Here is a 23,669-nt window from a genome sequence, read left to right on the forward strand (position 1 = left end):
CTAGAAGTCGTCCCCCATGCTGGGGTCGATCTGCGCGGACAGCCGACGCGCCGCACGCCTGGCGAATCGCAACAGTTCCGCCTTTCGTCTTGCGGGAGCGAGCGGCCGATGCAGCGCCTCGCGCATCAAAGCCGCGTCATAGCGGTCGGCGACGATCAGTCCCGCCTCGTTCGGCATAAATCGCTCACCGTTGCAGATCGGCGCGAGGTCAGGCGGCACGGCCCAGAAGAACCGGTCGCAATATTCCAGGTAATCGGTCCACTTCGCATCGCTCAGCAGGTCCGCTTTCGCGACCTTGATCTCAACGATTGTCAGCGCGCCCTTTGCATCGATAGCCATCATGTCGGCGCGCCGGCCGTTCGGAAGCGGCACTTCACAGATGGCGAACAGATCCGACCGGCAAAACAACCGCGTCACCCCGCGCGCCACTTCGGCCGCGATTGGCGGCGCATCGGTAAAGCACGAATCGATTAGGGTGGCCATCGCTGGCCACCCTAGAACGAAACAAGAATATCGAAAACCGCTCTAGCGGTAGAAGATATGATTGCCGACCGATGCGACGCGCCTCAGGCGCCAGCCCGGAGACACGCGCTTGGCGTGGAAGAACAAGGCGTTACCGACAACCGAGTCCTTGAGATCCTGATCGACGATCTTGGCGATTGCGACAGCGGTCTGCCATTGCTTGCTCGCACGCGGGACCGACGGAAGCGACCGCCCGCGAATGAAGCTGAATTGGCTGCGCTGGAACAGGACGCCGCAATAGGTCGAAGGGAAGCGGCCATTCGAATTCGCGCGATTGGCGATCACTTCGCCGACGGCCAGCTGGCCCGCGAGCGGCTCACTCTTGGATTCGAAGTAGACGCCAACCGCGAGGCACTCAAGCTCGCGGCTACCGGGCTCGGAGCTGCGAAGCTGGGCCACCAGTGAGGAGAGATCGCCGCTCGGCTTGACCGGAGTCGGTGTCGCTGTCTCATCGCTGTCGGCGGAATTGGCATCTGCCGGATCGATCGTATCCGGGGTGTAGGTCGGGTTCGAGATGGGTTCGGGTACGACGATCTTCGGATACGAAGCGGTCGTAACCGGAATAATAGGTTCAGAGGACATTGGGCCTACCTGGGCCGGCGCAACCGAACTTGCGGTTGCAGCTGCGAAAACCAGCAGTGCCGATCGAAACGATACCAACATTAAATCCGAATTTAGTGCGGTTAACCGACAGACAGGCGCGTCTCATCACGTTCGAAAACGTACGATCGCGCCTGGTGTTGATTCCCCGTCTTGCGTGGCACCTGCCCCCGGCTCTTTCCGGTCGGATGGTGCCCCCCGCTCTGTCTTGTCCCCTGTTTTCCCGGTGGGAGGGCAGGGGTCAACTCGAATGGATCGTTTCAGCGATGAATCGTTCCGGCTCCGCGATATCCAGTTCAATTAACCATGAATCAGCGTCGAACCGCTGCCGCCGCGCGATCAATTCGCGCAAAGAGTCGGAACCTTGGCTCTCTTCTGCTTTCTTGAACGTCCACTCGTAGGTGAAGTCGGGGCCAAGCTCGCGCTCTAGAATTCCGCGGAATTCTCCCCTTTCGTTGAGCAGGAGAGTCAGCGCACCACGATCGGGATCGCCCTTGCGAAGCACCATTGCGAATCCGCCCGTAGCCTCTGCCCGGCGCATGATCGCGGCCGCCTCGAGATGAGCCGGCAGCCGATCCTTCGTCACTCTTTGTAGCCTGACAGGCCGCTCAACGGGATGTGCGACCTCAGGAAGGTCCCGGTTCCGCGCGCGGCCTCCTCGCCATCGGGACCGATGATATGCGCGTCTGCGATCATCACTCGCCGACGGCCGCTGATCCACCTGCCCTCGGCGATGGCCTCGCCCGCACGCATCGGCCGCGTGAAGTGGAGATTGAAAGCGGTTGTCAGTAGGAAGCGGTCGCTGATGAGGCTGTTCGCAGCATAGAACGCCACGTCGTCCAGCATCTTGAAGTAGAGCGTGCCGTGAGCCGCTCCCGCAGCATGGTAGGAGGATTCCTCCACCTTGAAGCGGATCCGCGCCTGGCCCGGCCCGGTGATCTCGATTTCTGATTCAAAATGCCGGTTGACGGGGGCCGAGCGATAGAGCGCTTCGAGGCGGCGATAGTGCGCCTCGGCACCCGTCGCCGTCAGTCGCTCGACGTCAGGCGGCGTCTCGCTCATCGGCCCCCATGAGAACCGCCGCGAGGGCGTCGCGGCTGCGGGCACCGCGCATCTTCTCGAGCGTCGGCGCGTGACGCGTCACCCGGCTGATCGCGGCAAGCGCTTTCAAATGCTCGGCTCCGGCATCGGGCGGCGAAAGGAGAAGGAAGACCAGATCGACCTTCTGACCGTCGATCGACTTGTAATCGACCGGATCCGACAGGCGGGCGAACAGGCAGTAGATTCGGCTCAGCCCCTCGATCTTGCCGTGCGGGATGGCGACTCCCTGGCCGAAACCGGTCGAGCCCAGTCGCTCGCGTTCGCTGACGCTCGATAGAATCTCGCCGGCGTCGGCATCGAGGCGGCCGGCCGCGATCTGCGCGAGCTGCTGAAGCAACGCGCGCTTGTTGCCGCCCGGAAGGGACGGCTTGATCGCGTCAAAATCGAGAAAATCCGAAAGGTGCATATCTTACTCACGACCGCGGTGGAGACGCCGCCGCGCCGCCACCGATACACATATTGCAAATGTTGTCAGCCGGCGGGCGGTTCAACCCAGCCGATATTACCGTCGTCGCGGCGGTAGATCATGTTGAGTTTCCCCGATGCACTATTCTTGAACATCAGCGCATTCGTGTTGCGAAGATCGAGCAGCATGACCGCGTCGGAGACGCTGGCTTCCGGGATGTCGACCTTCGTCTCGGCAACGATCGTCGGATGCATTGCCTCGTCCTTTTCGACGGGCACTTCCGGCTGAGGCGCGAAGACCGTGTAGCCGGCATCTTCCACGAACTGCGACGTGCCGTCGGCTTTGTGCTCGCGAAGCCGCTTGGCATATTTGCTGAGCTGCTTCTCGATCTTGTCAGCCGCACCCTCGAACGCGATGTGCGCCTCGGGGGCTCGCTGATGCGCTTTCAGGACGACGTTGTTGATGACCGGGGCGACGATGTCGCAGACAAAGTCTGCGTAGGGCCCCGGACTGAACGTCACGTTCGCAGCAACTGCGCGTGGAAAATATTTCTCAGCGAGTCCTTCGATCCGGCTCACGGCCTGAGTCTGCAAGGAATCTCCGACGTCGACCTGATGGCCCGTCACCCGTACGTCCACCTAACCAGCCCTCCTTTCTGCGCGGCGCGCCGCTTAGGCGCGCTGCGGCCAATGCGTCAATCGCCTCAGGCGACCGCTGCGTAGCGTTCCCAAAGTGGGCTCGCCATCTGAGCGATAAACGCACGATGCCGCTCCAGTTCCTCCGAGCTCGCAAAGTGCGGGCGCGGAACGCGGGGCTCGCGAACCGTCACAGTCGGTCCGCTAACTCTGACTTCCCTGGCGTCCGTTTCGGCCACCAGGCCAAGGCCGATCTGCCGGCCTCCGGTGAGTTCCACATAGACCTGCGCAAGCAGTTGCGCGTCGAGTAAGGCGCCATGCTTTACCCGGAGACTGCGATCCACGCCGAACCGCGTGCAAAGCGCGTCGAGGCTATGTTTGGCGCCGGGATGCCTTGCCCTTGCGAGCACCAGGGTATCGACCATCCGGCTCATGCAAACGGTCGGGCGGCCGCAAATCAGGAGCTCCTGGTTGAGGAATCCGAAGTCGAACGACGCGTTGTGAGCGACGAGCGGCGCGTCTCCTAGGAATTCGATCAGCTCTTCAACCTTGTCGGCGAACAAGGGCTGCGCCGACAGGAAGATGGTGCTGAGACCGTGGACGGCCTCCGCTTCGGATGGCATCGCCCGTTCAGGGTTGAAGTAAGCGTGAAAATGGCGGCCCGTTTCGACCCGATTGATCATTTCGATGCAGCCGATTTCGACCATTCGGTCACCACCGGCCGGATTGAGACCGGTTGTTTCCGTATCGAAGACGATTTCGCGCACAGCTCTTCTATCCACCTCGCCCGATTCCGAGACAAGACAGAATGTCGCCGACCTGCCGCTCAGTTGTGGATAGGTCGCCCCCCGTATCTACCACGAAATCGGCTCGTTTGCGCTTTTCGTCGTCGCGCATCTGGCGCGAAAGGATCGCGTCGAGCTTTTTCGCCGTCATGCCGGGCCGGGACAGGACTCGCTCACGCTGGATTTCGGGCGGCGCCGAAACGACGATGATCTTGTCGAAGGCATTCTCGCCTTCCGTCTCGAACAGCAGCGGAATGTCAAACAGCAGTGCCGGCGCATCCCGGTTCTTTTCGATAAAGTGAGTTCGGGCCGACTGTACGGCGGGATGGACGATGGCCTCGAGCGCCTCCAGCTCTGCGGGAAAGCCGAGCACCTTGAGCGCAAGACGCTCGCGATCGAGGACGCCGTTCGTCACCGTCCCGGGGAATCGTTCGCCGATAGCGAAAATGAGCGCGGGATCATTGGCCTGGAGATCGCGCACGACAGCATCGGCATCGAACACCGCGACTCCGGCGCGCTCGAACATCTTCGCGACTGTCGATTTGCCCATGCCGATCGATCCGGTGAGAGCCAGCCGCATCACGACCGAACCCAATCGCAATAAGTGACATCATGACGCCGTGACGTCATCTTGCCAGGATCTCCCGCTTTCGAAGCGCTTTGAGGACCGGAATCAGCGGCATTCCCATGATCGTGAAATGCCCACCGATGATCCGGTCGAACAATTGGATTCCGCGTCCCTCGATCCGGAAGACTCCCACACAATTGCCGACTTCCGGCCACTCGGCATCCAGATAGGATTGGATGAAATCCTCGCTGAGGTCGCGGACATGCAGCTCGGCACGACCGACATCGCTCCATTCGATGGATCCGCCGCGCGCCAAGGCGACGGCGCTGTACAGCTGCATCGGCTTGCCCGAGAACAGCCGGAGATGGTCGGCGGCCTCTTCGCGGCTTCTCGGCTTGTCGAAGAGCCGTTCGTCGACGCGTACGACGGAATCGCTTCCGATCACCCAATCCCCAGGGCGATTGGAGCTGACCGAGGCAGCCTTGGCCTTCGCCAACTCCAGGGCGATCGTCTCCCCATCATCCATGCCCGCCTTAAGCGCGGCCTCGTCGACCTCCGGCCGGACAACATCAAACTCAACGCCCGCGTCTTCGAGCATCTTGCGGCGAATGGAGCTTCCGGAGGCGAGAATGAGCACGTTTCGAACAACCTTGTGGAAAACTGGTGTGGCGTCCTAGCGCGGACATGGGGACTGGCTCAACGGACGCGTTGTCCGACATCCATTTCGGTCCTTCCCGAGATTCATCCACGGAGGCGGGATTCGATCCCCAGCCTGTGAATCATGGGCAACAGGCGTCGCGACTCGCCGCCTCTCCTTCAGAGTCTGATTCCCCCGCTTGTTGGCAAAATCGGGAGCCGCGCCTAAACCCCGCGTCCCGCGCCCCAACAACTACAACAATCTTCTAAGATTCTAATATATAGGGAGAGAGAAGGGTGGCCTTGAGCCCGAATGAGAGCTCTGGAGCCGGGTCGGCGCGCCAGCCGATGCTTGCCGTGCTGAACAGTGAGCGGCTCGATCCTCCTCCCGTGTGGATGATGCGCCAGGCTGGTCGCTACCTGCCCGAATATCGCCAGCTTCGTTCTGACAAGGGAAGCTTTCTCGACCTCGTCTACGACAGCGATGCCGCGGCCGAGGTCACGCTTCAGCCGCTGAAGCGCTTTCCTCAGCTCGACGCGGCGATCCTGTTCTCCGACATCTTGATCGTACCGTTCGCAATCGGCCAGAACCTGAGCTTCGTCGCCGGCGAGGGCCCGCGCCTGACGCCCCCGCTGGCGAATGCAGCTCCGGAGAGCCTGCAGGCCTTCCCTGCGCGTCTGGAGCCCATCTACGAGACGGTTCGCAAGGTGAAGGCGGCTCTGGACCCTTCGAAGGCTCTGATCGGCTTTGCAGGGGCTCCCTGGACGGTGGCGACATACATGGTGGCCGGACAGGGCAGCCGCGACCAATCCGAGACGCGGCGCCTCGCTTATTCGGATCCCGCTCTGTTTCACGCGATCATCGATCGCATCGAGGAGGTCACGCTCGGCTATCTTGCCGGCCAGATCGAGGCCGGCGCCGAGGTGGTGCAATTGTTCGACAGCTGGGCAGGAAGCCTTGCACCGGCCGAATTTGAGCGTTGGGTCATCGCCCCGACCGCCCGCATCGCCGCCGCTGTCAAAGAGCGGTATCCCCAAGTGAAGTTTATCGGCTTCCCGAAGGGCGCCGGCGGAAAGCTGGGCGCATATGCCCGCGAGACCGGGATCGATGCGATCGGGCTCGACGAGACGGTCGACCCGGTCTGGGCGGACAGGGAACTTCCAAAGGGACTTCCCGTGCAGGGTAATCTCGACCCGCTGGCATTATTGTCCGGCGGAGAAGGCCTGAGCGCCGCAGTGAAGCGCATCCTTGACGCTTTTGACGGGCGGCCGCACATCTTCAATCTCGGTCACGGAATTCTCCAGGAAACACCCATCGCTCACGTTGAACAGATGCTTGCAGAGGTGAAGAAGCGCGCATGAGCGATCTCCACGACTTACTCGGCCTCGCTTATCCGTGGGTGAAGGCCGCGCATGTCACATTCGTGATCTTCTGGATGGCCGGCTTGTTCATCCTGCCGCGTTTCTACGTCTATCATCATGAGACGACGCCGGGTTCGGCCGAGGATCGTGCTTGGATCGAGCGGGAGGACAGGGTCCGTACGATCATCCTCACGCCGGCGATCATCATCGTATGGATCCTCGGGCTCACGCTAGCGTGGATCACCGATGCCTGGGCCCAAGGCTGGTTTATCGGAAAATTGGCGATGGTTGTCGGTCTGTCCGGCTATCAGGGGTGGCTGGCGAGCTACGGCAAGCGCCTTGCCGCTGGAAAGCGACCGCTCGACAATCGCACCCTGAGGATCATGAACGAGATCCCTGGCGTTGCCGCGGCGGTCATCGTCGTTCTCGTGATCGTAAAGCCTTTCTGACGCAATCCTTGCGTGCAAGCATTGACTTAGTTCATCGCCAGACATACCTCGACGCCGACGGCTAAATCGGCCAGTTCACTTCCTTTGCCGACGAACCGTTTGTCCTGGATGAGGCGTCCTGCCCATCCCGCGCTTTTTGAATAAAGCCATTCTCCACCTTCGCCCGAAGCGACCCACGAAATGCATCTCAAAGATCTCAAGAAACAAACACCCGCCGAACTGGTCACCATGGCCGAGGAGCTCGGCGTCGAGGGAGCATCCACCCTGCGTAAGCAGGACCTCATGTTCTCCATTCTCAAAGTGCGCGCGGAAACGGGCGCCGAAATCAACGGCTCGGGAACGATTGAAGTCCTGAATGACGGATTCGGCTTCCTCCGCTCGCCCGAAGCCAACTATCTCGCCGGCCCTGACGACATCTATGTCGCGCCGAGCGTGGTGCGCCGATTTGGGTTGCGCACCGGTGACACCGTCGAAGGCGAGATCCGGGCCCCCAAGGAAGGCGAGCGCTATTTTGCACTGACCAAGGTCACCCAGATCAATTTCGACGACCCGGAGGCCGTCCGCCACCGTGTCAATTTCGACAACCTGACGCCGCTCTATCCGACTTCGAAGATCGAGCTCGATCCCAAGGATCCAACAGTCAAGGACAAGTCGGCCCGCGTGATCGACATCGTCGCGCCGCTCGGAAAGGGCCAGCGCGCACTGATCGTCGCCCCGCCGCGGACTGGTAAAACGGTCCTTCTCCAGAACATCGCCCGGTCGATCACCGCCAACCATCCGGAAGTGTTTCTGATCGTGCTGCTCATCGACGAGCGTCCGGAAGAAGTTACGGACATGCAGCGATCGGTTCAGGGCGAAGTGATCAGCTCGACCTTCGACGAACCGGCTTCTCGTCACGTGCAAGTCGCTGAAATGGTTATAGAAAAGGCCAAGCGTCTGGTCGAGCACAAGAAGGATGTCGTGATCCTTCTCGACTCCATTACCCGCCTCGGCCGCGCCTACAACACGGTGGTTCCGAGCTCTGGCAAGGTGCTTACCGGCGGTGTCGATGCCAACGCCTTGCAGCGTCCGAAGCGCTTCTTTGGCGCCGCGCGCAACATCGAGGAGGGCGGTTCGCTCTCCATCATCGCGACCGCGCTGATCGATACCGGATCGAAGATGGACGAAGTCATCTTCGAAGAGTTCAAGGGCACCGGTAACAGCGAAATCGTCCTCGATCGCAAGGTCGCCGACAAGCGCATCTTCCCGTCGCTGGACGTCGGCAAGTCCGGCACCCGGAAGGAAGAGCTGCTGGTCGACCAGGGCGTCCTGTCGAAGATGTGGGTCCTTCGCCGGATTCTTATGCAGATGGGCACCGTCGACGCGATGCAGTTCCTTCTCGACAAGATGAAGGATGCGAAGACCAACGAGGACTTCTTCGCCTCGATGAACCAGTAGTCCGCTCGAGCGGTTCTACCGGCTCATGATAACCGGCTTCAGCTTCTCTAGCGTCTTCACCGCCGGTGGTCTGGCCAAGCTCGGCCAGATCATCGTCGGCGACCTTACCATGGCCGGCGACAACGTCGTAATCATGGGGTCGCTGGCGTCGGGGCTCCCGGAGAAGGACAGGCGCCGGGTCCTGATGCTCGGCGTCGGCATGGCGCTGGCATTCCTGATCACGTTTGCGGTGATCGCGACGCAATTGCTCAAGGTCACCGGTCTCGTGTTCGCGGGCGGCCTCCTGCTTCTGTGGGTCGCCTACAATATGTGGCGCGAGTTGCATCCGCGGGCGACGGTCATCTCCGACGACCCGGACACGCCTGAGATCGAAGGCCCGCCTCGCACGAAGACATTTCTGCAGGCCGCAGTGCAGATTGCGATCGCCGACCTCAGCATGAGCTTGGACAACGTCCTGCTCGTCGCCTCGATCGCGAAGGAAAATCCGGCTCTCCTGGTGATCGGGCTCAGCTTCTCGGTCCTGTTCATGGGTTTTGCCGCGAATTACGTAGCTCGGCTCATCCAGCGCTATCACTGGATCAATTACATCGGCCTCGCGGTCATCCTCTACGTCGCCCTAAACATGATCTACGAAGGGTGGGTAGGCGGTGAACATGTGCTTGGCCTGAGGAACGCATTCGGGGCATAGATCGACCGCCGGAACAAAGACCTGGGATGGCGCTTGCTCCGAAACTGCCCGACTGACATCAGGGGGAAAGATTGATCGAGTTTCTGCTGACGACCCTCGCCGCGGCCGCGACGGCCGGATTCGGTGGGCCTGCCGGCATCTGGGACGCCATCGTCCAGGATTTCTCCAACATCACCGAGCCGGCGGCATTTGCGGCTTTCCTGCAGGTGCTGATGATCGACCTCGTCCTCGCGGGCGACAACGCGATCGTCGTCGGTGCCCTGGCGGCGGGCCTGACGCCCGACCAGCGCCGCAAGGTGATCATGATCGGCGTGCTGGCGGCCCTGGTGCTTCGCATCGCCTTCGCCCTCGTTGTTACCCAACTACTTCAAATCATTGGACTTATCCTCGTTGGCGGACTCCTGCTACTGTGGGTGGCGTGGAAGATGTGGCGCGAGCTTCGCCATGAGGGCGAGTCTGGCGGGTCTGAGGAGATTCTGGGGGACGAACATTCCGGGTTGAGGCCTGCGAAGAGCTTCGGCGCTGCCGTCTGGGCCGTTGCGGTCGCGGATGTTTCGATGAGCCTCGACAACGTGCTCGCCGTCGCCGGCGCCGCCCGTGACCACCCGGGTATCCTGATCGTAGGCTTGGTATTTGCAGTGATCCTGATGGGCGTCGCCGCAAACCTCATCGCCCGCTACATCGAGCGCTACCGCTGGATCGGCTACGTCGGTCTCCTCGTGATCCTCTACGTGGCTGTGAAGATGATCTACGACGGCTGGGTCCATCCCGACGTCGGTCTGGGCAAGCTGTTCGCCTGAGGCTCTGACTGCGCTAAGCGGCGCTGCGTGAGCGCCGATACGATCTTCGCCCTCTCCAGTGGACGGCCGCCCGCAGCGGTGAGCATTATCCGCGTAAGCGGACCGGGGGCACACGGAGCTGGCCGGAGATTGGCCGGCTCGCTTCCCGACGTCCGGATTGCGGCGCTGAGGACGCTTCGTGACGAAGCGGGTGGCAGGTTGGACGACGCCTTGGTCCTGCGTTTCGATCGGCCTGCAAGCTCGACCGGTGAGGACATCGTCGAGTTCCACTGCCATGGCGGTCGAGCGGTCGTGGATGCGGTGCTCAGCGCTCTGGCCGAGATTGAAGGGCTTCGGCCCGCGCATCCCGGCGAATTCACGCGCCGTGCCTTTGAGAATGGCCGGATCGACCTGACCGAGGCCGAGGGCCTGGCCGACCTGATCGAGGCTGAGACGGAATTCCAGCGCAAGTCGGCGCTTGCGATGGCCGAGGGCGGGCTGAAGCGCCAGATCGAGCAATGGCAGAAGAGAGTGCTCATCCTGTCCGCCCAGGCGGAAGCAGCGATCGACTACGCCGAGGATGACGATGTCGGCACGGATCCGACCCTCGCCAAGGAATGCTTTGAGCTGGCTCGCGAACTTGGGGAGTGGCTCGGCCGCCCGCGGATTGAACCGCTCAAAGATGGTGTCAGGGTGGTGATTGCCGGGCCTCCTAACGCCGGGAAATCAAGCTTGATCAACGCGATAGCCGGGCAGGAGAGGGCCATCGTCACCGATATTCCGGGGACCACTCGTGACCAAATCGAAGTGCCGCTGTCGCTCGGCGGCATTCCCATTTTGCTGACAGACACAGCAGGTCTACGCGAGAGCGATGACACGATCGAGCGGATTGGAATCAACCGCGCTCGTTCGCTCGTTGAAGGCGCGGATGTCCTTCTATGGCTAGGTGAGACAAAAGAAGCGCCCGGACATTCTCGCAGGATCCTCGTGCATCCGCGGGCCGATCTCGCGGAAAGGGCGACGGCCCCGGAGGGTTCGCTGGCAGTGTCGTCCGTAACTGGCGCGGGCCTGGACGAACTGCTGGCTCGTACATCGGAATTGGCTGCATCCCTGCTGCCGGACGAGGGTGCGATCGCATTGAATCGACGTCAGGCGGCGCATGTCGCCGAGGCCCAGGGAGCATTGGAAGCCGCGGCGGCGACGAACGAGTTCGTCTTTGCTGCCGAGAATGTGCGTGCAGCGCGCGTCGCGTTTGACCGCCTTACCGGGCGGGCAGGAATGGAGGATGTCCTTGACTCTCTCTTTGGTCGGTTCTGCCTCGGGAAATAGGATGTTTCACGTGAAACAAGTCGTCTGAGACGATATTTTCCCTTCGAGCCAAAATCCACTAAGCGCCTGCCGATGTTCGACGTTCTCGTTATCGGAGCCGGCCACGCCGGGTGCGAGGCTGCTGCCGCTGCGGCCCGCCGCGGCGCGCGGGTCGGCCTGGTCACATTCCGGGCGAAAGACATTGGCCAGATGTCGTGTAACCCCTCGATCGGTGGTGTCGGCAAGGGCCACCTTGTGCGTGAGCTCGACGTGTTCGACGGACTCATGGCGCGCGCGGCGGACCGGGCAGCAATCCACCGCCGCATGCTCAACAGGAGCAAAGGGCCGGCAGTGCAGGGGCCACGGTTCCAAGCAGATCGTAGGCTCTATCGTTCCGCTATGGCTGCTCTCGTTGCCGAGAGCGGTGTCGAAGTGCTCGTCGCTGAGGCGCTGGCCCTGCGGATTGAAGGTGGCCGAGTTACCGGCTTGCATACGTGCGCAGGTGTTCTCGGGTGCCGAGCGCTGGTCGTTGCAACCGGAACGTTTCTCGATGCGCGCATCTTCGTGGGCGACGAGGTGCAAGAAGGCGGCCGTCGCGGAGAGCGGGCGTCGGGCGCGTTGGCTGAGCAGGTTCGCGGGATGGGCCTAGCGCAGGGAAGGCTTAAGACCGGCACGCCGCCGCGCCTGGACGGGCGCACGATCGATTGGTCTTGCCTCGAAGAGCAGCCTAGCGATCTCGACCATTGGACGATGTCGTCCTTGGATGAGGGCATTCGCGTTCCACAACTTGCGTGCGCAATCGCCCGCACGAACGGACGCACACATGAGATCATTCGTTCAGCGTTCGACCGCTCCCCGTTGTTTGCCGGAGCGATTGAGGGCAGGGGGCCGCGCTATTGTCCGTCGATCGAAGACAAGGTGAAGCGTTTCGCCGATCGCGACAGTCATCAAATCTTTCTCGAGCCCGAGGGACTGGAGGACCATCTCGTGTATCCCAACGGGGTGTCGACGTCGCTACCCGCTGACGTTCAGCGCGCCTTCTTGCGTAGCGTCGAGGGTCTGGAGCGAGTTGAGGTCGTCCGCCCTGGCTATGCGGTGGAATATGAATTCGTCGATCCGCGGCGGCTGCGCTCTACGCTCGAAACAACGGATATCGCGGGCCTCTTCCTTGCCGGCCAAATCAACGGAACGACAGGCTATGAGGAGGCAGCGGCGCAAGGGCTAGCAGCGGGTCTCAATGCGGCAGCCCATGCGCTTGCGTTAGACAAGGTGCAGTTTGACCGACGCACTAGCTACATCGGCGTGATGATCGATGATCTGACCTTGCAGGGGGTCAGCGAACCATACCGGATGATGACCGCGCGCGCCGAATATCGGCTCGCCCTTCGCGCGGACAACGCGACTACGCGGCTCGGCATGGCCGCGATCGAAGCCAAGTGCGTGAAGGATCGTCGCCGGGATCAGATCGAGAATCATTTCGAGCGACGCGCGCGTTCCACGTGGAGCGATACTGAGGAGGGGAAGGCCGACTTCCTATACGCCCCTTATCTGGAGCGTCAGGAGCGTGAATGGGAGGCGGTTCAGCGCGACGCTCGCGTAACGATTCCCGCTTGGCTTGAGTTTGCCTCGGTTCCTGGAATCTCCACGGAGATGGCGGAACGGTTGGAGCACGCGCGGCCTGAGACCTTGGATCAGGCGTCGCGCATTCGAGGCGTGACGCCGGCGGCTCTCTCCGCCCTTTATGTTGCAGCCAGCCGTCGGGCGGCATGATCGAGAGGGTCTTGGCGGCTTCAGGCCGCGATGTTTCACGTGAAACATTCGATCGAATTGCTCTTTACGTTCGCATTCTCACTCAAAGTGCAGGGGGGCAGAACCTTATCGCGCCCTCAACCCTTGGGACTATTTGGGAGCGTCACGTTCTCGATTCGGCGCAGCTAGTGCGATTCGAGCCTTTCAACGGTGCATCCTGGGTCGATGTCGGATCCGGGGCCGGACTTCCCGGACTGATCGTCGCGCTCCTAGTCAAAGGACCGATCACACTGATCGAGCCGCGCCGTTTGCGAGCCGAGTTCTTGAGTGATGTCGTCTCGAAGCTTGGTCTGGCCGATCGAGTCACGATCGAGTGCGCCAAGGTCGAGCGCGTCCAAGGAAAGTTCGACGTGATCACGGCACGGGCGGTCGCCGCGCTCGACCGATTACTTGCCATGACGGAGCACCTATCCAAGAGTGAGACGGTCTGGGTGCTTCCGAAGGGCAAAAATGCTCAGACGGAACTGGCGCAGGCGCAGGTAAACTGGCACTGTGACGTTCGGGTCGAACAGAGCTGCACGGATCCGGAATCCCAGATTCTCGTGCTGACAAGGGTGGGGGCGAAGAAATAGCGATGATCAGGGTCGCTGTCGCGAACCAGAAGGGTGGGGTCGGCAAGACCACCACGGCGATCAATCTTGCTACCGCGCTGGCCGCCGTCGGCTGGAAAGTGCTGTTGATCGACCTCGATCCGCAGGGCAACGCCTCGACCGGCTTGGGAATTGGCCAGTCGGGCCGCGAGATTTCCAGCTATGACGTGCTGATCGGCAGTGCGGGCGTGGTCGAAGGCGCCGTTGCCACTCGCGTGCCGCGTCTCGAACTGCTCCCAGCGACGATGGATCTTTCGGGCGCCGAAGTTGAGCTCGTGAGTCTCGAGGATCGCGCTCGGCGCCTGGAACGTGCCTTGGATGCCGTGCCGTCTGGGCGGTGGGACATCTGCTTGATCGACTGTCCGCCTTCGCTGGGGTTGCTAACCGTGAATGGACTGGTAGCCGCCCGGCACCTGCTCGTTCCGCTCCAGTGCGAGTTTTTCGCTCTGGAAGGTCTGAGCCAGCTTCTTCAGACTGTCGAGCGCATACGTCTTGCATTCAATCCCGAGTTGCAGATTCTGGGAATCGCGCTGACTATGTTCGACAAGCGCAACAATCTATCTCAACAGGTTGCTGACGATGTCCGCGCCTGTCTCGGCCAAGCCGTGTTCGACACGGTGGTCCCGCGGAATGTCCGGCTTTCGGAGGCGCCAAGCCATGGGTTGCCTGCCTTGATCTACGATCTTCGCTGCCCCGGTTCCGAGGCTTACGTGCGGCTGGCCCGAGAGTTGATGGGACGCCTGCCCCGCCACGCGGAGGCCGCATGAGCGCTAACAGGCCTTCTTCAGGGCTCGGACGGGGTCTTCAGGCGCTTCTCGGGGAACAGGCTTCGTCTACTGCCGCCGCCGGCGAACAGGCTCCGGTGCGCCTGGGCGGCGTCCGCGAGATCGAGATCGGGCGTATTCGCCCGAATCCTGAGCAACCGCGTAGCCAGTTCAAGGAAGATGCGATCGACGAGCTCGCCGATTCAATCGCGGAACGGGGCGTCCTTCAGCCGATCTTGCTTCGTCCTCACGGTGACGGCTTCGAGATCGTCGCCGGCGAGCGCCGATGGCGAGCTGCGCAGCGCGCCAGGCTGCACACCATTCCCGCGATCGTGCGCGAGATCGATGATTCGACCGCGGCCGAGATAGCGCTGATCGAGAACGTCCAGCGTGAGGACCTGAATGCGATTGAGGAGGCGGAAGGCTACCGCCAATTGATCGATCGGCACGGCCATACACAGGACAATCTTGCAAAGCTCGTTCACAAGTCGCGGAGTCACGTTACTAACCTACTGAGATTGCTCGATCTTCCGGATTTCGTTAGGCAATCGCTACTGCGAGGCGATATCAGCATGGGTCATGCCCGCGCTGTTGCCGCTGCGCCAGATCCTGAAGCTTTGACCAAGGAGGTCATCGCGAAGGGCCTTTCGGTGCGCCAGGCGGAAGAGAGAGCTCGCGCCGTCAAACCAGGCGCTGTGAACGAAGTTGCCCGAGCGAATTCAGGGACCGCCGGTCCGGTCGATGCGGACGTTGTCGCGCTTGAGCGGCAGCTGGGGGACACGCTGGGTCTCAAGGTTCAGATCGCGCACAACGGTAAGAAAGGCGTCGTAAGCCTTCACTACAGCAGCCTCGATCAGCTCGACATGGTTTGCCAGCGCTTATCGGGCGAGCCGATCTAATCCTCTATCCGCGGCGCGCCTGCCGGGCGATCGCGACCAATTCTTCACCAAGCGCCTCCGCAGCCGGTGGCGAATCACCGCGCATCAGTCGACGCTCAAGCGTGCCTGCTCTCTCCGAGACGCGGGCCAACCCAGCCGAGTCCCATAATGCGAGCATGCGTTCGACCATCGGCTTGTCTTTCCAGAACAGGGACTTACCGAGTGACGTCATGACGCTTTGAATCCTCTCACCCGAGTCAACACGGGCGCGAATGGGTGCGAGCATCAGCAATCGTCTCTGAAGGGAACGGACGACCGGAATCGCCTCCTTACCGCTCGCGTCCATCCGGGATAAAGCGTCGCTGAGCCGTCGCACGTCGCCGCCGAGCGCAAGATCGGCGATGCCCATGAAATCGCCGCCCAGGTCCGCGCCGACGGCATCGAGCGCCTCGCTCCCCAGGTCCTTCGGCGCGTTCGGCGATGCGTCAAGATAGAGAGCGTACTTCGCGAGTTCCTGGGAAATCATCCGCCGGTCATTCGCGCATGCGCTCGCAATGCTCGCTGCTACATCCGGCTGGGCACGCAGACCCTCAGTTCTGGCAAGCTCCACGACCAGTCGCTCGGCGTCGCGGGCATCCAGTTCGTACGATACGTGGGCGAGGGCTAGAGGGTGAGACTCCGCGACCTTCAATAGTCCCGAGGTCTTGCCGAGTTTTCCAGCAATCGCGACGACTGGGCTTTCGGCTGCCGCCGCTTCCAGCAAGGCTTCAACGGCAGGAAGAATTTCCTCGCCGGCGGGCTGGATGACAATGACTTTGGAACCGCCAAACATGTCAATGGCGCCTGCCTCGTCAGCGAGAAGTGCGGGATCGCCGCGCAACACGCCCGACGCGACGGATTGTTTGGAGGCCTTCAGAGCAGCGGCAAGCCGATCGCCGAGCGCGGAGGATTGAGCTTCGTCCGCCCCGTGGAAGAGATAGAAGCGGACCTTCGGATCAGGATCGTCGACCGAGCGGCCGATACTGCCCTTGATCGTTTTCACTGGGCCGCAGGCGCTCGCGACGCGTAAACGCTCAGCCGGGCGACGATCTGGTCGGCGACCGCCTCGGACAGGCGCTCCGCGGCGGTTTGCTCGGCGGCGACGGTTGCATATTCGGAGCTGACGACGTCGATGCCCGCATCAGATCCAGCCGTGGCGTCGAGAACGACAGCCCCGGTGCTGGTGTCGACAAGCTGGTAGCGTGCACGTAGCGAGCGGCGCTCGCGGGTGACTGCACGGTCACCGCGAATGCCAAGACCGACGATGTCGTCGTCGAGCTCGACGTTCAGTCGGTACCGGGCCTCGCCGGCTCCTGACGCCGCTAGGCGATCCTTCAGCTTGTTGAAGACGAGCCAACCAACCTGGCCCTCAATCGGGGCAACCGTCACGGACGACAGGGTTGTGGCGACCGGGCCGGTCGACCCTCCGGCATAGAGCGGCTGCAACTGGCAGCCAGTCACGGCAAAACCCGCCAACACGAGAAGGGCGAGGCCGCGCGTCATGCGACGATATTCACCAACCGGTCGGGCACTACGATCACCTTCCGCGGCGCATTGCCGTCGAGCAACCGCTGTACCTTCTCGGAAGCCAGCGCGAGCGCTTCGGCTGCTCCTCGGTCGAGCCCCCGCGGTGCGTTCAACGTGTCGCGGAGCTTGCCGTTGACTTGAATTGCGAGCGTGACTTCGTCTTCGACCAGCAGGGCAGGGTCGAATTGGGGCCACGGTGCGTCCACGATCATTCCGGTTTCACCGAGCGCAGCCCAAGCCTCCTCAGAGAGGTGAGGAGCGGCAGGCGCTGCCAGCTGAACAAGAATCCTGATGGCCTTCGAACGCATTGCCGACGGCTTCGCCTTCTCGATCGCGCTGGTCAGTTCGTAGAGCTGCGCCACGGCCTTGTTGAACTGAAGTCCATCGAGCGCCTCGGTGACCGCCGCGATCGCCCGATGTAGCTTTCGCTCCAGCGCTTCGTCCGAGCCTTCTGAAACGGCGTCACTCGACGCCAGTCGCCACACGCGCTGTACGAAGCGGGCTGCGCCTTCGATTCCGCCTTCAGACCATTCGAGATCTCGCTCCGGCGGGCTGTCGGAAAGCATGAACCACCGGACAGCGTCAGCGCCGTAGCGCGCGATGATCGGCTCAGGATCGATCGTATTGCGCTTAGACTTGGACATCTTCTCGACGCGGCCGAGAGTGACGGGCGCACCGCTTTCAATGTGAGTCCAGTCGTCGCCGTCGCGGCGGACTTCGTCAGGGCTGAGCCAGCTTCCATCGCCAGCGCGATAGGTCTCGTGCGTGACCATCCCTTGGGTGAACAGACCCTTGAACGGCTCGCTCATTCCAATCCGGCCAATGCGGTTGAGGGCGCGCGTCCAGAAGCGAGCATAGAGTAGGTGAAGGATCGCGTGTTCGACGCCGCCGATATATTGGTCGACTGGCAGCCATTGCTCGGCCTCACCACGATCGAAGGGCTTGTCGGCCGGCTCGCTTGCGAACCGGATGAAGTACCAGCTCGAATCGACGAATGTGTCGAGAGTGTCGGTCTCGCGCCGCGCCAACCCGCCGCACGAGGGGCATGAGACGTTCCGCCAGGCGTCGTGACGGTCGAGGGGATTTCCCGGCCTGTCGAAGCTGACATCCTCTGGGAGCACGATAGGAAGCTGGTCACGCGGTACCGGCACCGCCCCGCACTTGCCGCAGTGAATGATCGGAATCGGAGTGCCCCAGTAACGCTGGCGCGAAACGCCCCAGTCGCGAAGGCGGAAGGCGGTCTTGCCTTCGCCCCATCCGCCCGCCTCGGCCCGGCGGATGATCTCGGCGGTTGCCTGCTCGGTCGTCAGGCCGTCGAGAAACTCTGAGTTGACCGCGATGCCATCCATCGACTCGGCCTCTCCGACGATCGGCTGGCCGGCCTCTTCCGCGTTCGCTGCAACGACGCGTTTGATCGGGAGGCGGTATTTGGAGGCGAATTCGAAGTCGCGCTGGTCATGGGCCGGAACGCCGAAGATCGCGCCGGTGCCATATTCCATGAGGACGAAATTCGCGATGTAGACTGGGAGACGCCAGTTCGAATCAAGCGGGTGGATAGCCTCGATCGGGGTCAGGAAACCCTTCTTTTCGGCCGTTTCGATCTCGGCCGCGCTGGTGCCGCCGCGCTTGCATTCGGCGATGAATTCGGCGGCCTTCGGATCGCGAGCGGTAATCGCCTCGGCGATCGGATGCGTTGGGGCGATCGCGACGAAGCTGGCGCCAAAGATTGTGTCCGGACGAGTAGTGTAGACCTCGATCTTGTCGATTCCGTCGGCCGCTTCTGCCAAGCGAAACCGGAACTGCAGGCCGCGGCTTTTTCCGATCCAGTTCTCCTGCATCAGCTTGACCTTGTCGGGCCAGTTCTCGAGCTCGCCGAGCCCGTCAAGGAGTTCGTCGGCGAAGTCGGTGATCTTGAGGAACCACTGCGAGAGACGCCGGCGCTCGACAGGCGCGCCCGAGCGCCAGCCCTTGCCATCGATCACCTGCTCATTGGCGAGGACGGTCATGTCGACCGGATCCCAGTTGACCTCGCTCTCCTTGCGATAGACTAGGCCTGCCTCGAACAAGTCGAGGAACAGGGCCTGCTCGTGCCCGTAATAGTCGGGCTCGCAGGTGGCGAGCTCGCGGCTCCAGTCGAGCGCAAAGCCCAGCCGCTTCAGCTGTCCGCGCATCGTGTCGATGTTGCTTCGGGTCCAGGCGCCGGGATGGACTCCACGTTCCATAGCCGCATTCTCGGCCGGCATGCCGAACGCGTCCCAGCCCATTGGGTGAAGGACCTCGCGTCCCTGCATCCGGCGGAAGCGCGCAAGCACGTCGCCCATCGTGTAGTTGCGGACGTGGCCCATGTGGATGCGCCCCGACGGATAGGGGAACATCTCCAGCACATAGGTCTTGGGCTTCGGGCTCGCGGTATCGGCAACGAAGCTTTGGGCTTCGTCCCAGCGGGCCTGCCAGCGGATGTCCGCGACGGCCGGATCGAAACGGCCGGTCATATGCTCGGCCTTACCCCCTGACGGTCGTGCGGCGAAGGTCGCGGGCACGGGTGAGGATGATGTCCTCAAGCTTTTGGACGGTCGCGGCGGAAACCGGAGCGTTCACCCAGGCGCCGCCCTGGTTGACCTGGCGCGAGGCCGTGACGCGAAGGGCGTCGGCGCGAAGGTCCTGGTCGAGGATCGCGACCGTGACCTTAACCCGCTCGGTCGGCAAGTTGGGATTCGAATACCAGTCGGTGATGATCACCCCGGTGTTGGCATCGGCCTGCAGCAACGGAGCGAAGGAAATGGTGTCGAGCGCGGCGCGCCAGAGATAGGCGTTCACGCCGATTGTGGTCATTCGCGACGGAGCCAGCTCGACGGGCACGTCGCGGTTGCGGGAGCAGCCCGGCGCGGCCACGGCGATGACAAGGAGCGCAGCAGCGGCGGTCTTCAGGCGGAGCATCGGCAATCCTCTTGGGCAGGGATAAAGGGGCTTAGGAAGGGGCTTATAGATACTGGATGAATAGCCGCAAGCAGCCGTGAGACCGGGATTCTGTGTTGAGTCTGCAACAATACGGCACGGAATCGATTTGCGTCATGGAACCTTCAGGCTCGCCCGACTATATCGAATTCGTAACAGGAGGTTTGAATTGCCGAGTCTCGGTCGTTCCCGGAGCGCTAAGATGCTCGCCGCGGTTTCCGCGGTGGGTCTACTTCTGTCGCCCGCGGCCGCTGCTCCGGCAAGGAAGAAAGCTCCGGCCGTCGCTGTAAGCTTCGACCCGCTTTCGACCTTCACCCCAGCGGGTGCGGACCCCAAGCTCGCCGCTTCGTTTGGCGAGCGCGGTCTGTCGCTGACCGATTTCAAGTTCACTCCTGCCGCAGCCAAGAGCCGTCCGTCCCAGGTCCGGGTGGCAATCCGGGCCCGTCCGGATGCGGCGCTTCGGACCAAGACCGAATTCGGTTCGGCCTCGCCGATCACCGCGCTTACTCCCGCCAGCTACAATCTCGGCGTGGCCGTTGGCTGGCGCCGGTTCGCAGTCGCCGGCGATGTCGCCAAGACCGACTCGCGCAACCCGGCAATCGGCAGCAAGCAAAGCGCCGTCGTGGGCGTCAGCTATTCGCTCAAGCGATTCACCGGCCGCGTGGCAGTGGGCGCTGAGCGCGATGATGATCGGGTGCCGGCGCTCCGCGACCGCGAGAACTACTCGCTGGATGTCGGCGGCGCCTATAACCTGACCCGCAGCCTCTCGCTGACTGGTGGCCTGCGCTACAATGTCGAGCGCGACCGTAATGCGGTGGTGAACGACAATCGCCGCGATAGCCAGGCAGTCTACGTCGGAACGGCGTTCAAGTTCTAAGCGCCTTCGTCGCCTAGCCAGGCGTCGATCCCAGCCCAGCCGTAAAAACCCTCACGCTCCAGTTGCGTGAAATTCAGCGCGGTCATGCCTCCAAGCGCGATCGCCGGAGCCGCTGCGGCGCGGGCAATTTCTGCCGCCTTGGCGACGCCCAATGGTTCGCGGCCGGGATGTGATCGGGTCACGAAGACAGCCGAGACAAAGACCAACGAAGCGCCTTCGGCATTTGCAGCCTCTGCTTCAGCCATCGAGTGAATCGGTCTCGAAAACGGCAGGCCGGACGATCGTGTAGGATTGTGGACGAGGTCGGCGCCGATCGATCGGGCCAGACCAGCGTCTCCTGCGACCGCAAGTGTCAGGTTCTGTCGACGGCAGAACTCCGCGATTCGTTCTGCAAGCATGGCCCGGGTGTCCGGAGGCGTTGAATGGTGCCGGAACACGATCCCGGATTCGGCCGGCAGCCGATCGATCGCGGTCCAGAGCCGCTCGCCCATCCGTTCGTCGGTCATCAGCCATGCACGCGGCCAAGGTCTCTGGCGGGGAATCATGCCGCTTCCTATAGCCGCGTGTCATGACTGCTGCCGAGCGACGACAGAAAATCCTCGACGAGATCGCCTCCGTCGCGAAGCTCGCCGGGCGGAAGGCGGCTGACGTCAAGCTGATTGCCGTCAGCAAGACCCGCTCATCCGATGAAGTCGAAGCGCTAATCGCTGCGGGACAACGCGACTTCGGCGAAAGTCGAGTCCAGGAAGCGCTTGAAAAGTGGCCAACCCTCCTGGCGCGCGATCCTGGAATCCACCTTCACTGCATCGGCAGGCTTCAGTCGAACAAAGCAACCGAGGCCGTAAAATTGTTTGACGCGATCCATTCGGTCGACCGCCTCTCCCTGCTCGATGCCTTGGTCAAGGAGGCCGATAAGATTGATCGACGACCGTCTATGTACGTCCAGGTGAACATTGGCGAAGAGGAGCAGAAAGGTGGCTGCCCGATCGGCGAAGTCGGCTCGCTGGTCCAAGCGGCGCGCTCATCCGCTTTGCCGCTCGCTGGCCTGATGGCGATCCCGCCGCTGGGCGTCGAACCCGCCCCCTTCTTCGCCTTGCTCGCCAAGTTGGCGCGGGAGCACTCCGTCGAAGGGCTCAGCATGGGCATGTCGGGTGACTTCAAAGCCGCGATCATGCTCGGCGCGACATCGGTCCGAATCGGAACCGCCTTGTTCGAGGACTAGTCCCGGCTAGGTTGCCTGCATGCGCTGGCTTCCCACCCTGCTTCTGCTTTTTGCTGTCCCCGTGTCGGCGGCAGACCTGCTGTTCGCGGGCGGCCAATGGGTCGCGCTCGACCGGGGCCACAGCTGTGAGGCTGGTAGCCGTTCACTTCGCATCGCCCAGAAGGGGAAGGTGCAGGCTCGCGCGGGCTTCGCGTTCGACGCCGCCGGGCCAAGGCGCGGCCAGTTCTTCGCGCAGCTGAGCCGAATGCCTCGGCAGGGATCGACCGTCATCCTCACCGTCGGCGACCAGCCGTTCCTGCTCGTCGCCGGGCGCGGATGGGCTTGGAGCCGCGATCCAGCGCAGGAAGCAGCCATCATCGCGGCTGTTCGCGCCGCCGGCGGAATGCGTGTCGATTCGCGCGATCAGGCTGGCGGCCGCTTCGTCGATCGCTACCTGCTGGAGGGCGCTCCCACTGCAATCGATGCCGCCGCCGCTCGCTGTGCTGGCAAAATGCAGCGCCGATAACTAGATGGGCCGCCTGCCATGAGTGCCGACACTGCCATCATGCCGATCCCCGGCCCCGTCGACCCTGTGCCCGTGCCCAGGGCTGCGACGCCGCGCGCCGACGGCAAGGCCGAGCTTGTCGGTCTCTCGAAGGGCCAGATTCGCGCGACATTCGAAGAGGCCGGGCTCGAGCCGAAGCAGGCCAAGCTCCGCGCCAAGCAAGTCTGGCACTGGATCTACAATCGCGGCGTCACCGACTTTGAGGCGATGAGCGACATCGCCAAGGCCCAGCGGCCGTGGTTCGCTGAACGCTTCGCGATCGCCCGGCCCGAGGTCGTCGAGGCGCAAGTCTCAACAGACGGCACGCGCAAATGGCTGCTGAAGACCCACGATGGCCACGAATTCGAAATGGTCTTCATTCCGGATGCCGACCGCGGGACGCTGTGCGTGTCGAGCCAGGTCGGCTGCACGCTCAACTGCCGTTTCTGCCATACCGGCACCATGCAGCTGGTTCGCAACCTCGAGCCGTCTGAGATCGTCGGCCAGGTCATGCTCGCCCGCGACGCGCTAGGTGAATGGCCGAGCCAGCCCGAGGGCCGGATGCTGACCAACATCGTCATGATGGGTATGGGTGAGCCACTCTACAATTTCGAGAACGTCCGCGATGCGCTGAAGATCGTAATGGACGGCGACGGCCTCGGCCTGTCGAAGCGCCGTATCACGCTGTCGACCAGCGGCGTCGTTCCGATGATGGACCGCGCCGGCGAGGAGATTGGCGTGAATCTCGCCGTGTCGCTGCATGCGGTGACCAAGGAAGTCCGCGACGAGATCGTGCCGCTCAACCGCAAGTACGGGATCGAGCAATTGCTGGAGGCGTGCGCGGCTTATCCGGGCGCGAACAACGCGCGCCGAATCACGTTCGAATATGTGATGCTGAAGGACAAGAACGACAGCGACGAGGATGCCCGCGAGCTCGTCCGGCTGATTCGGCAATATCGTCTGCCGGCGAAGGTGAATCTGATACCGTTCAACCCCTGGCCGGGCGCGCCCTACGAATGCTCGACGCCTGAGCGGATCAAGGCTTTCAGCAATATCGTGTTCGAAGCGGGCATTTCGGCTCCAGTCCGGACGCCGCGCGGCCGTGACATCGATGCTGCCTGCGGCCAGCTGAAGACAGCCGCGGAGCGCAAGCGCAAGGCTCGCGAGCCCGCCTGACCCATTTGCCCGCGCCTGCCTGGCGTGGCACAT

28 protein-coding genes are annotated in these 23,669 nt (G+C 62.6%); 14 read left to right on the forward strand and 14 right to left on the reverse strand.

What is annotated here, in order from left to right; translation table 11 throughout:
* From ACMC5O_RS12845 to ACMC5O_RS12885, 9 genes are all read right to left on the reverse strand, one after another.
* Positions 1-483 (reverse strand): MmcB family DNA repair protein, encoded by a 483-nt coding sequence (locus tag ACMC5O_RS12845; protein ID WP_187708455.1) that lies wholly within the window; start codon positions 481-483, stop codon positions 1-3.
* Positions 484-525: 42 nt separating this feature from the next.
* Positions 526-1,104, reverse strand: a complete 579-nt coding sequence (locus ACMC5O_RS12850; protein WP_187708454.1) for a cell wall hydrolase — start codon at positions 1,102-1,104, stop codon at positions 526-528.
* Positions 1,105-1,363: 259 nt separating this feature from the next.
* On the reverse strand, positions 1,364-1,663 hold the full coding sequence (locus ACMC5O_RS12855) for a DUF1491 family protein (RefSeq protein ID WP_246444633.1): 300 nt from the start codon (positions 1,661-1,663) through the stop codon (positions 1,364-1,366).
* Positions 1,664-1,704: 41 nt separating this feature from the next.
* Positions 1,705-2,184 (reverse strand): PaaI family thioesterase, encoded by a 480-nt coding sequence (locus ACMC5O_RS12860; RefSeq protein ID WP_187708452.1) that lies wholly within the window; start codon positions 2,182-2,184, stop codon positions 1,705-1,707.
* Complete coding sequence (locus tag ACMC5O_RS12865; RefSeq protein WP_187708451.1) at positions 2,165-2,629, reverse strand: PTS sugar transporter subunit IIA; 465 nt, start codon at positions 2,627-2,629, stop codon at positions 2,165-2,167. The genes ACMC5O_RS12860 and ACMC5O_RS12865 overlap by 20 nt, the downstream gene beginning before the upstream one ends.
* A 65-nt stretch (positions 2,630-2,694) precedes the next feature.
* Positions 2,695-3,267, reverse strand: coding sequence for a ribosome hibernation-promoting factor, HPF/YfiA family (gene hpf, locus ACMC5O_RS12870; protein WP_426692972.1), 573 nt, complete (start codon positions 3,265-3,267; stop codon positions 2,695-2,697).
* 65 nt (positions 3,268-3,332) lie between these two features.
* Positions 3,333-4,031 (reverse strand): DNA polymerase III subunit epsilon, encoded by a 699-nt coding sequence (gene dnaQ, locus ACMC5O_RS12875; RefSeq protein WP_222949991.1) that lies wholly within the window; start codon positions 4,029-4,031, stop codon positions 3,333-3,335.
* A 7-nt stretch (positions 4,032-4,038) separates the two neighbouring features.
* Positions 4,039-4,644 carry a dephospho-CoA kinase gene (gene coaE / locus ACMC5O_RS12880; RefSeq protein WP_426692973.1) on the reverse strand — a complete coding sequence of 202 codons (606 nt, stop codon included), beginning with the start codon at positions 4,642-4,644 and terminating at the stop codon, positions 4,039-4,041.
* A 31-nt stretch (positions 4,645-4,675) separates the two neighbouring features.
* On the reverse strand, positions 4,676-5,254 hold the full coding sequence (locus ACMC5O_RS12885; protein ID WP_187708449.1) for a Maf family protein: 579 nt from the start codon (positions 5,252-5,254) through the stop codon (positions 4,676-4,678).
* A 347-nt stretch (positions 5,255-5,601) separates the two neighbouring features.
* Here ACMC5O_RS12885 and hemE point away from each other — a divergent pair, with 347 nt between their 5' ends.
* The 10 genes from hemE (at position 5,602) to ACMC5O_RS12935 (ending at position 15,338) form a co-directional block, all read left to right on the forward strand.
* On the forward strand, positions 5,602-6,615 hold the full coding sequence (gene hemE / locus ACMC5O_RS12890) for a uroporphyrinogen decarboxylase (protein WP_426693534.1): 1,014 nt from the start codon (positions 5,602-5,604) through the stop codon (positions 6,613-6,615).
* A complete protein-coding gene (locus ACMC5O_RS12895; protein WP_187708448.1) occupies positions 6,612-7,064 on the forward strand; it encodes a CopD family protein in 453 nt (150 codons plus the stop codon). The genes hemE and ACMC5O_RS12895 overlap by 4 nt, the downstream gene beginning before the upstream one ends.
* 180 nt (positions 7,065-7,244) lie before the next feature.
* A complete protein-coding gene (gene rho / locus ACMC5O_RS12900) occupies positions 7,245-8,501 on the forward strand; it encodes a transcription termination factor Rho (RefSeq protein WP_426692974.1) in 1,257 nt (418 codons plus the stop codon).
* Positions 8,502-8,526: 25 nt separating this feature from the next.
* On the forward strand, positions 8,527-9,189 hold the full coding sequence (locus ACMC5O_RS12905; protein WP_187708447.1) for a YjbE family putative metal transport protein: 663 nt from the start codon (positions 8,527-8,529) through the stop codon (positions 9,187-9,189).
* Positions 9,190-9,272: 83 nt separating this feature from the next.
* Entirely contained in the window at positions 9,273-9,989 is a 717-nt protein-coding gene (locus tag ACMC5O_RS12910) for a YjbE family putative metal transport protein (RefSeq protein ID WP_187709983.1), read from the forward strand.
* A 27-nt stretch (positions 9,990-10,016) separates the two neighbouring features.
* The gene (mnmE, locus tag ACMC5O_RS12915) at positions 10,017-11,297 is read left to right on the forward strand and encodes a tRNA uridine-5-carboxymethylaminomethyl(34) synthesis GTPase MnmE (RefSeq protein WP_246444197.1); all 1,281 of its coding nucleotides are present in this window, start codon (positions 10,017-10,019) and stop codon (positions 11,295-11,297) included.
* A gap of 72 nt (positions 11,298-11,369) precedes the next feature.
* Entirely contained in the window at positions 11,370-13,046 is a 1,677-nt protein-coding gene (mnmG, locus tag ACMC5O_RS12920) for a tRNA uridine-5-carboxymethylaminomethyl(34) synthesis enzyme MnmG (RefSeq protein WP_187708446.1), read from the forward strand.
* The gene (gene rsmG, locus ACMC5O_RS12925) at positions 13,043-13,657 is read left to right on the forward strand and encodes a 16S rRNA (guanine(527)-N(7))-methyltransferase RsmG (protein ID WP_426692975.1); all 615 of its coding nucleotides are present in this window, start codon (positions 13,043-13,045) and stop codon (positions 13,655-13,657) included. Before mnmG ends, rsmG begins: the two co-directional genes overlap by 4 nt.
* A gap of 2 nt (positions 13,658-13,659) precedes the next feature.
* On the forward strand, positions 13,660-14,442 hold the full coding sequence (locus ACMC5O_RS12930; protein ID WP_187708445.1) for a ParA family protein: 783 nt from the start codon (positions 13,660-13,662) through the stop codon (positions 14,440-14,442).
* Positions 14,439-15,338 (forward strand): ParB/RepB/Spo0J family partition protein, encoded by a 900-nt coding sequence (locus tag ACMC5O_RS12935; RefSeq protein ID WP_187708444.1) that lies wholly within the window; start codon positions 14,439-14,441, stop codon positions 15,336-15,338. The genes ACMC5O_RS12930 and ACMC5O_RS12935 overlap by 4 nt, the downstream gene beginning before the upstream one ends.
* Before the next feature lie 4 nt (positions 15,339-15,342).
* Here ACMC5O_RS12935 and holA read toward each other — a convergent pair whose 3' ends face one another.
* From holA to ACMC5O_RS12955, 4 genes are read right to left on the reverse strand one after another with little or no spacing between them, the layout of a single operon-like run.
* Positions 15,343-16,359, reverse strand: coding sequence for a DNA polymerase III subunit delta (holA, locus tag ACMC5O_RS12940; protein WP_187708443.1), 1,017 nt, complete (start codon positions 16,357-16,359; stop codon positions 15,343-15,345).
* Positions 16,356-16,859, reverse strand: a complete 504-nt coding sequence (gene lptE, locus ACMC5O_RS12945; RefSeq protein WP_187708442.1) for an LPS assembly lipoprotein LptE — start codon at positions 16,857-16,859, stop codon at positions 16,356-16,358. The genes holA and lptE overlap by 4 nt, the downstream gene beginning before the upstream one ends.
* Positions 16,856-19,375 (reverse strand): leucine--tRNA ligase, encoded by a 2,520-nt coding sequence (gene leuS / locus ACMC5O_RS12950; RefSeq protein WP_222949990.1) that lies wholly within the window; start codon positions 19,373-19,375, stop codon positions 16,856-16,858. The genes lptE and leuS overlap by 4 nt, the downstream gene beginning before the upstream one ends.
* A gap of 10 nt (positions 19,376-19,385) precedes the next feature.
* Positions 19,386-19,820: a DUF3576 domain-containing protein gene (locus ACMC5O_RS12955; protein ID WP_426692976.1), complete on the reverse strand. Its 435-nt coding sequence runs from the start codon at positions 19,818-19,820 to the stop codon at positions 19,386-19,388.
* 220 nt (positions 19,821-20,040) lie between these two features.
* Here ACMC5O_RS12955 and ACMC5O_RS12960 point away from each other — a divergent pair, with 220 nt between their 5' ends.
* Positions 20,041-20,715, forward strand: coding sequence for a porin (locus tag ACMC5O_RS12960; protein WP_187708440.1), 675 nt, complete (start codon positions 20,041-20,043; stop codon positions 20,713-20,715).
* On the opposite strand, the gene ACMC5O_RS12965 is transcribed toward ACMC5O_RS12960, so the two are convergent.
* Positions 20,712-21,221: a thiamine phosphate synthase gene (locus ACMC5O_RS12965; RefSeq protein WP_187708439.1), complete on the reverse strand. Its 510-nt coding sequence runs from the start codon at positions 21,219-21,221 to the stop codon at positions 20,712-20,714. The genes ACMC5O_RS12960 and ACMC5O_RS12965 overlap by 4 nt on opposite strands.
* Positions 21,222-21,283: 62 nt before the next feature.
* Between ACMC5O_RS12965 and ACMC5O_RS12970 the strand changes: the two genes are divergently transcribed.
* Genes ACMC5O_RS12970 through rlmN form a run of 3 tightly spaced genes read left to right on the forward strand, consistent with a single transcriptional unit; the run spans position 21,284 to position 23,636 of the window.
* The gene (locus tag ACMC5O_RS12970) at positions 21,284-21,937 is read left to right on the forward strand and encodes a YggS family pyridoxal phosphate-dependent enzyme (protein ID WP_187708438.1); all 654 of its coding nucleotides are present in this window, start codon (positions 21,284-21,286) and stop codon (positions 21,935-21,937) included.
* A 19-nt stretch (positions 21,938-21,956) separates the two neighbouring features.
* Positions 21,957-22,442 carry a hypothetical protein gene (locus ACMC5O_RS12975; protein ID WP_187708437.1) on the forward strand — a complete coding sequence of 162 codons (486 nt, stop codon included), beginning with the start codon at positions 21,957-21,959 and terminating at the stop codon, positions 22,440-22,442.
* A gap of 18 nt (positions 22,443-22,460) precedes the next feature.
* Positions 22,461-23,636 carry a 23S rRNA (adenine(2503)-C(2))-methyltransferase RlmN gene (rlmN, locus tag ACMC5O_RS12980; RefSeq protein WP_187708436.1) on the forward strand — a complete coding sequence of 392 codons (1,176 nt, stop codon included), beginning with the start codon at positions 22,461-22,463 and terminating at the stop codon, positions 23,634-23,636.
* The last annotated feature ends 33 nt before the right edge of the window (positions 23,637-23,669 follow it).

This window comes from Sphingomonas sediminicola (assembly GCF_049991885.1).
GTDB classification, from domain to species: Bacteria; Pseudomonadota; Alphaproteobacteria; order Sphingomonadales; family Sphingomonadaceae; genus Sphingomicrobium; species Sphingomicrobium sediminicola.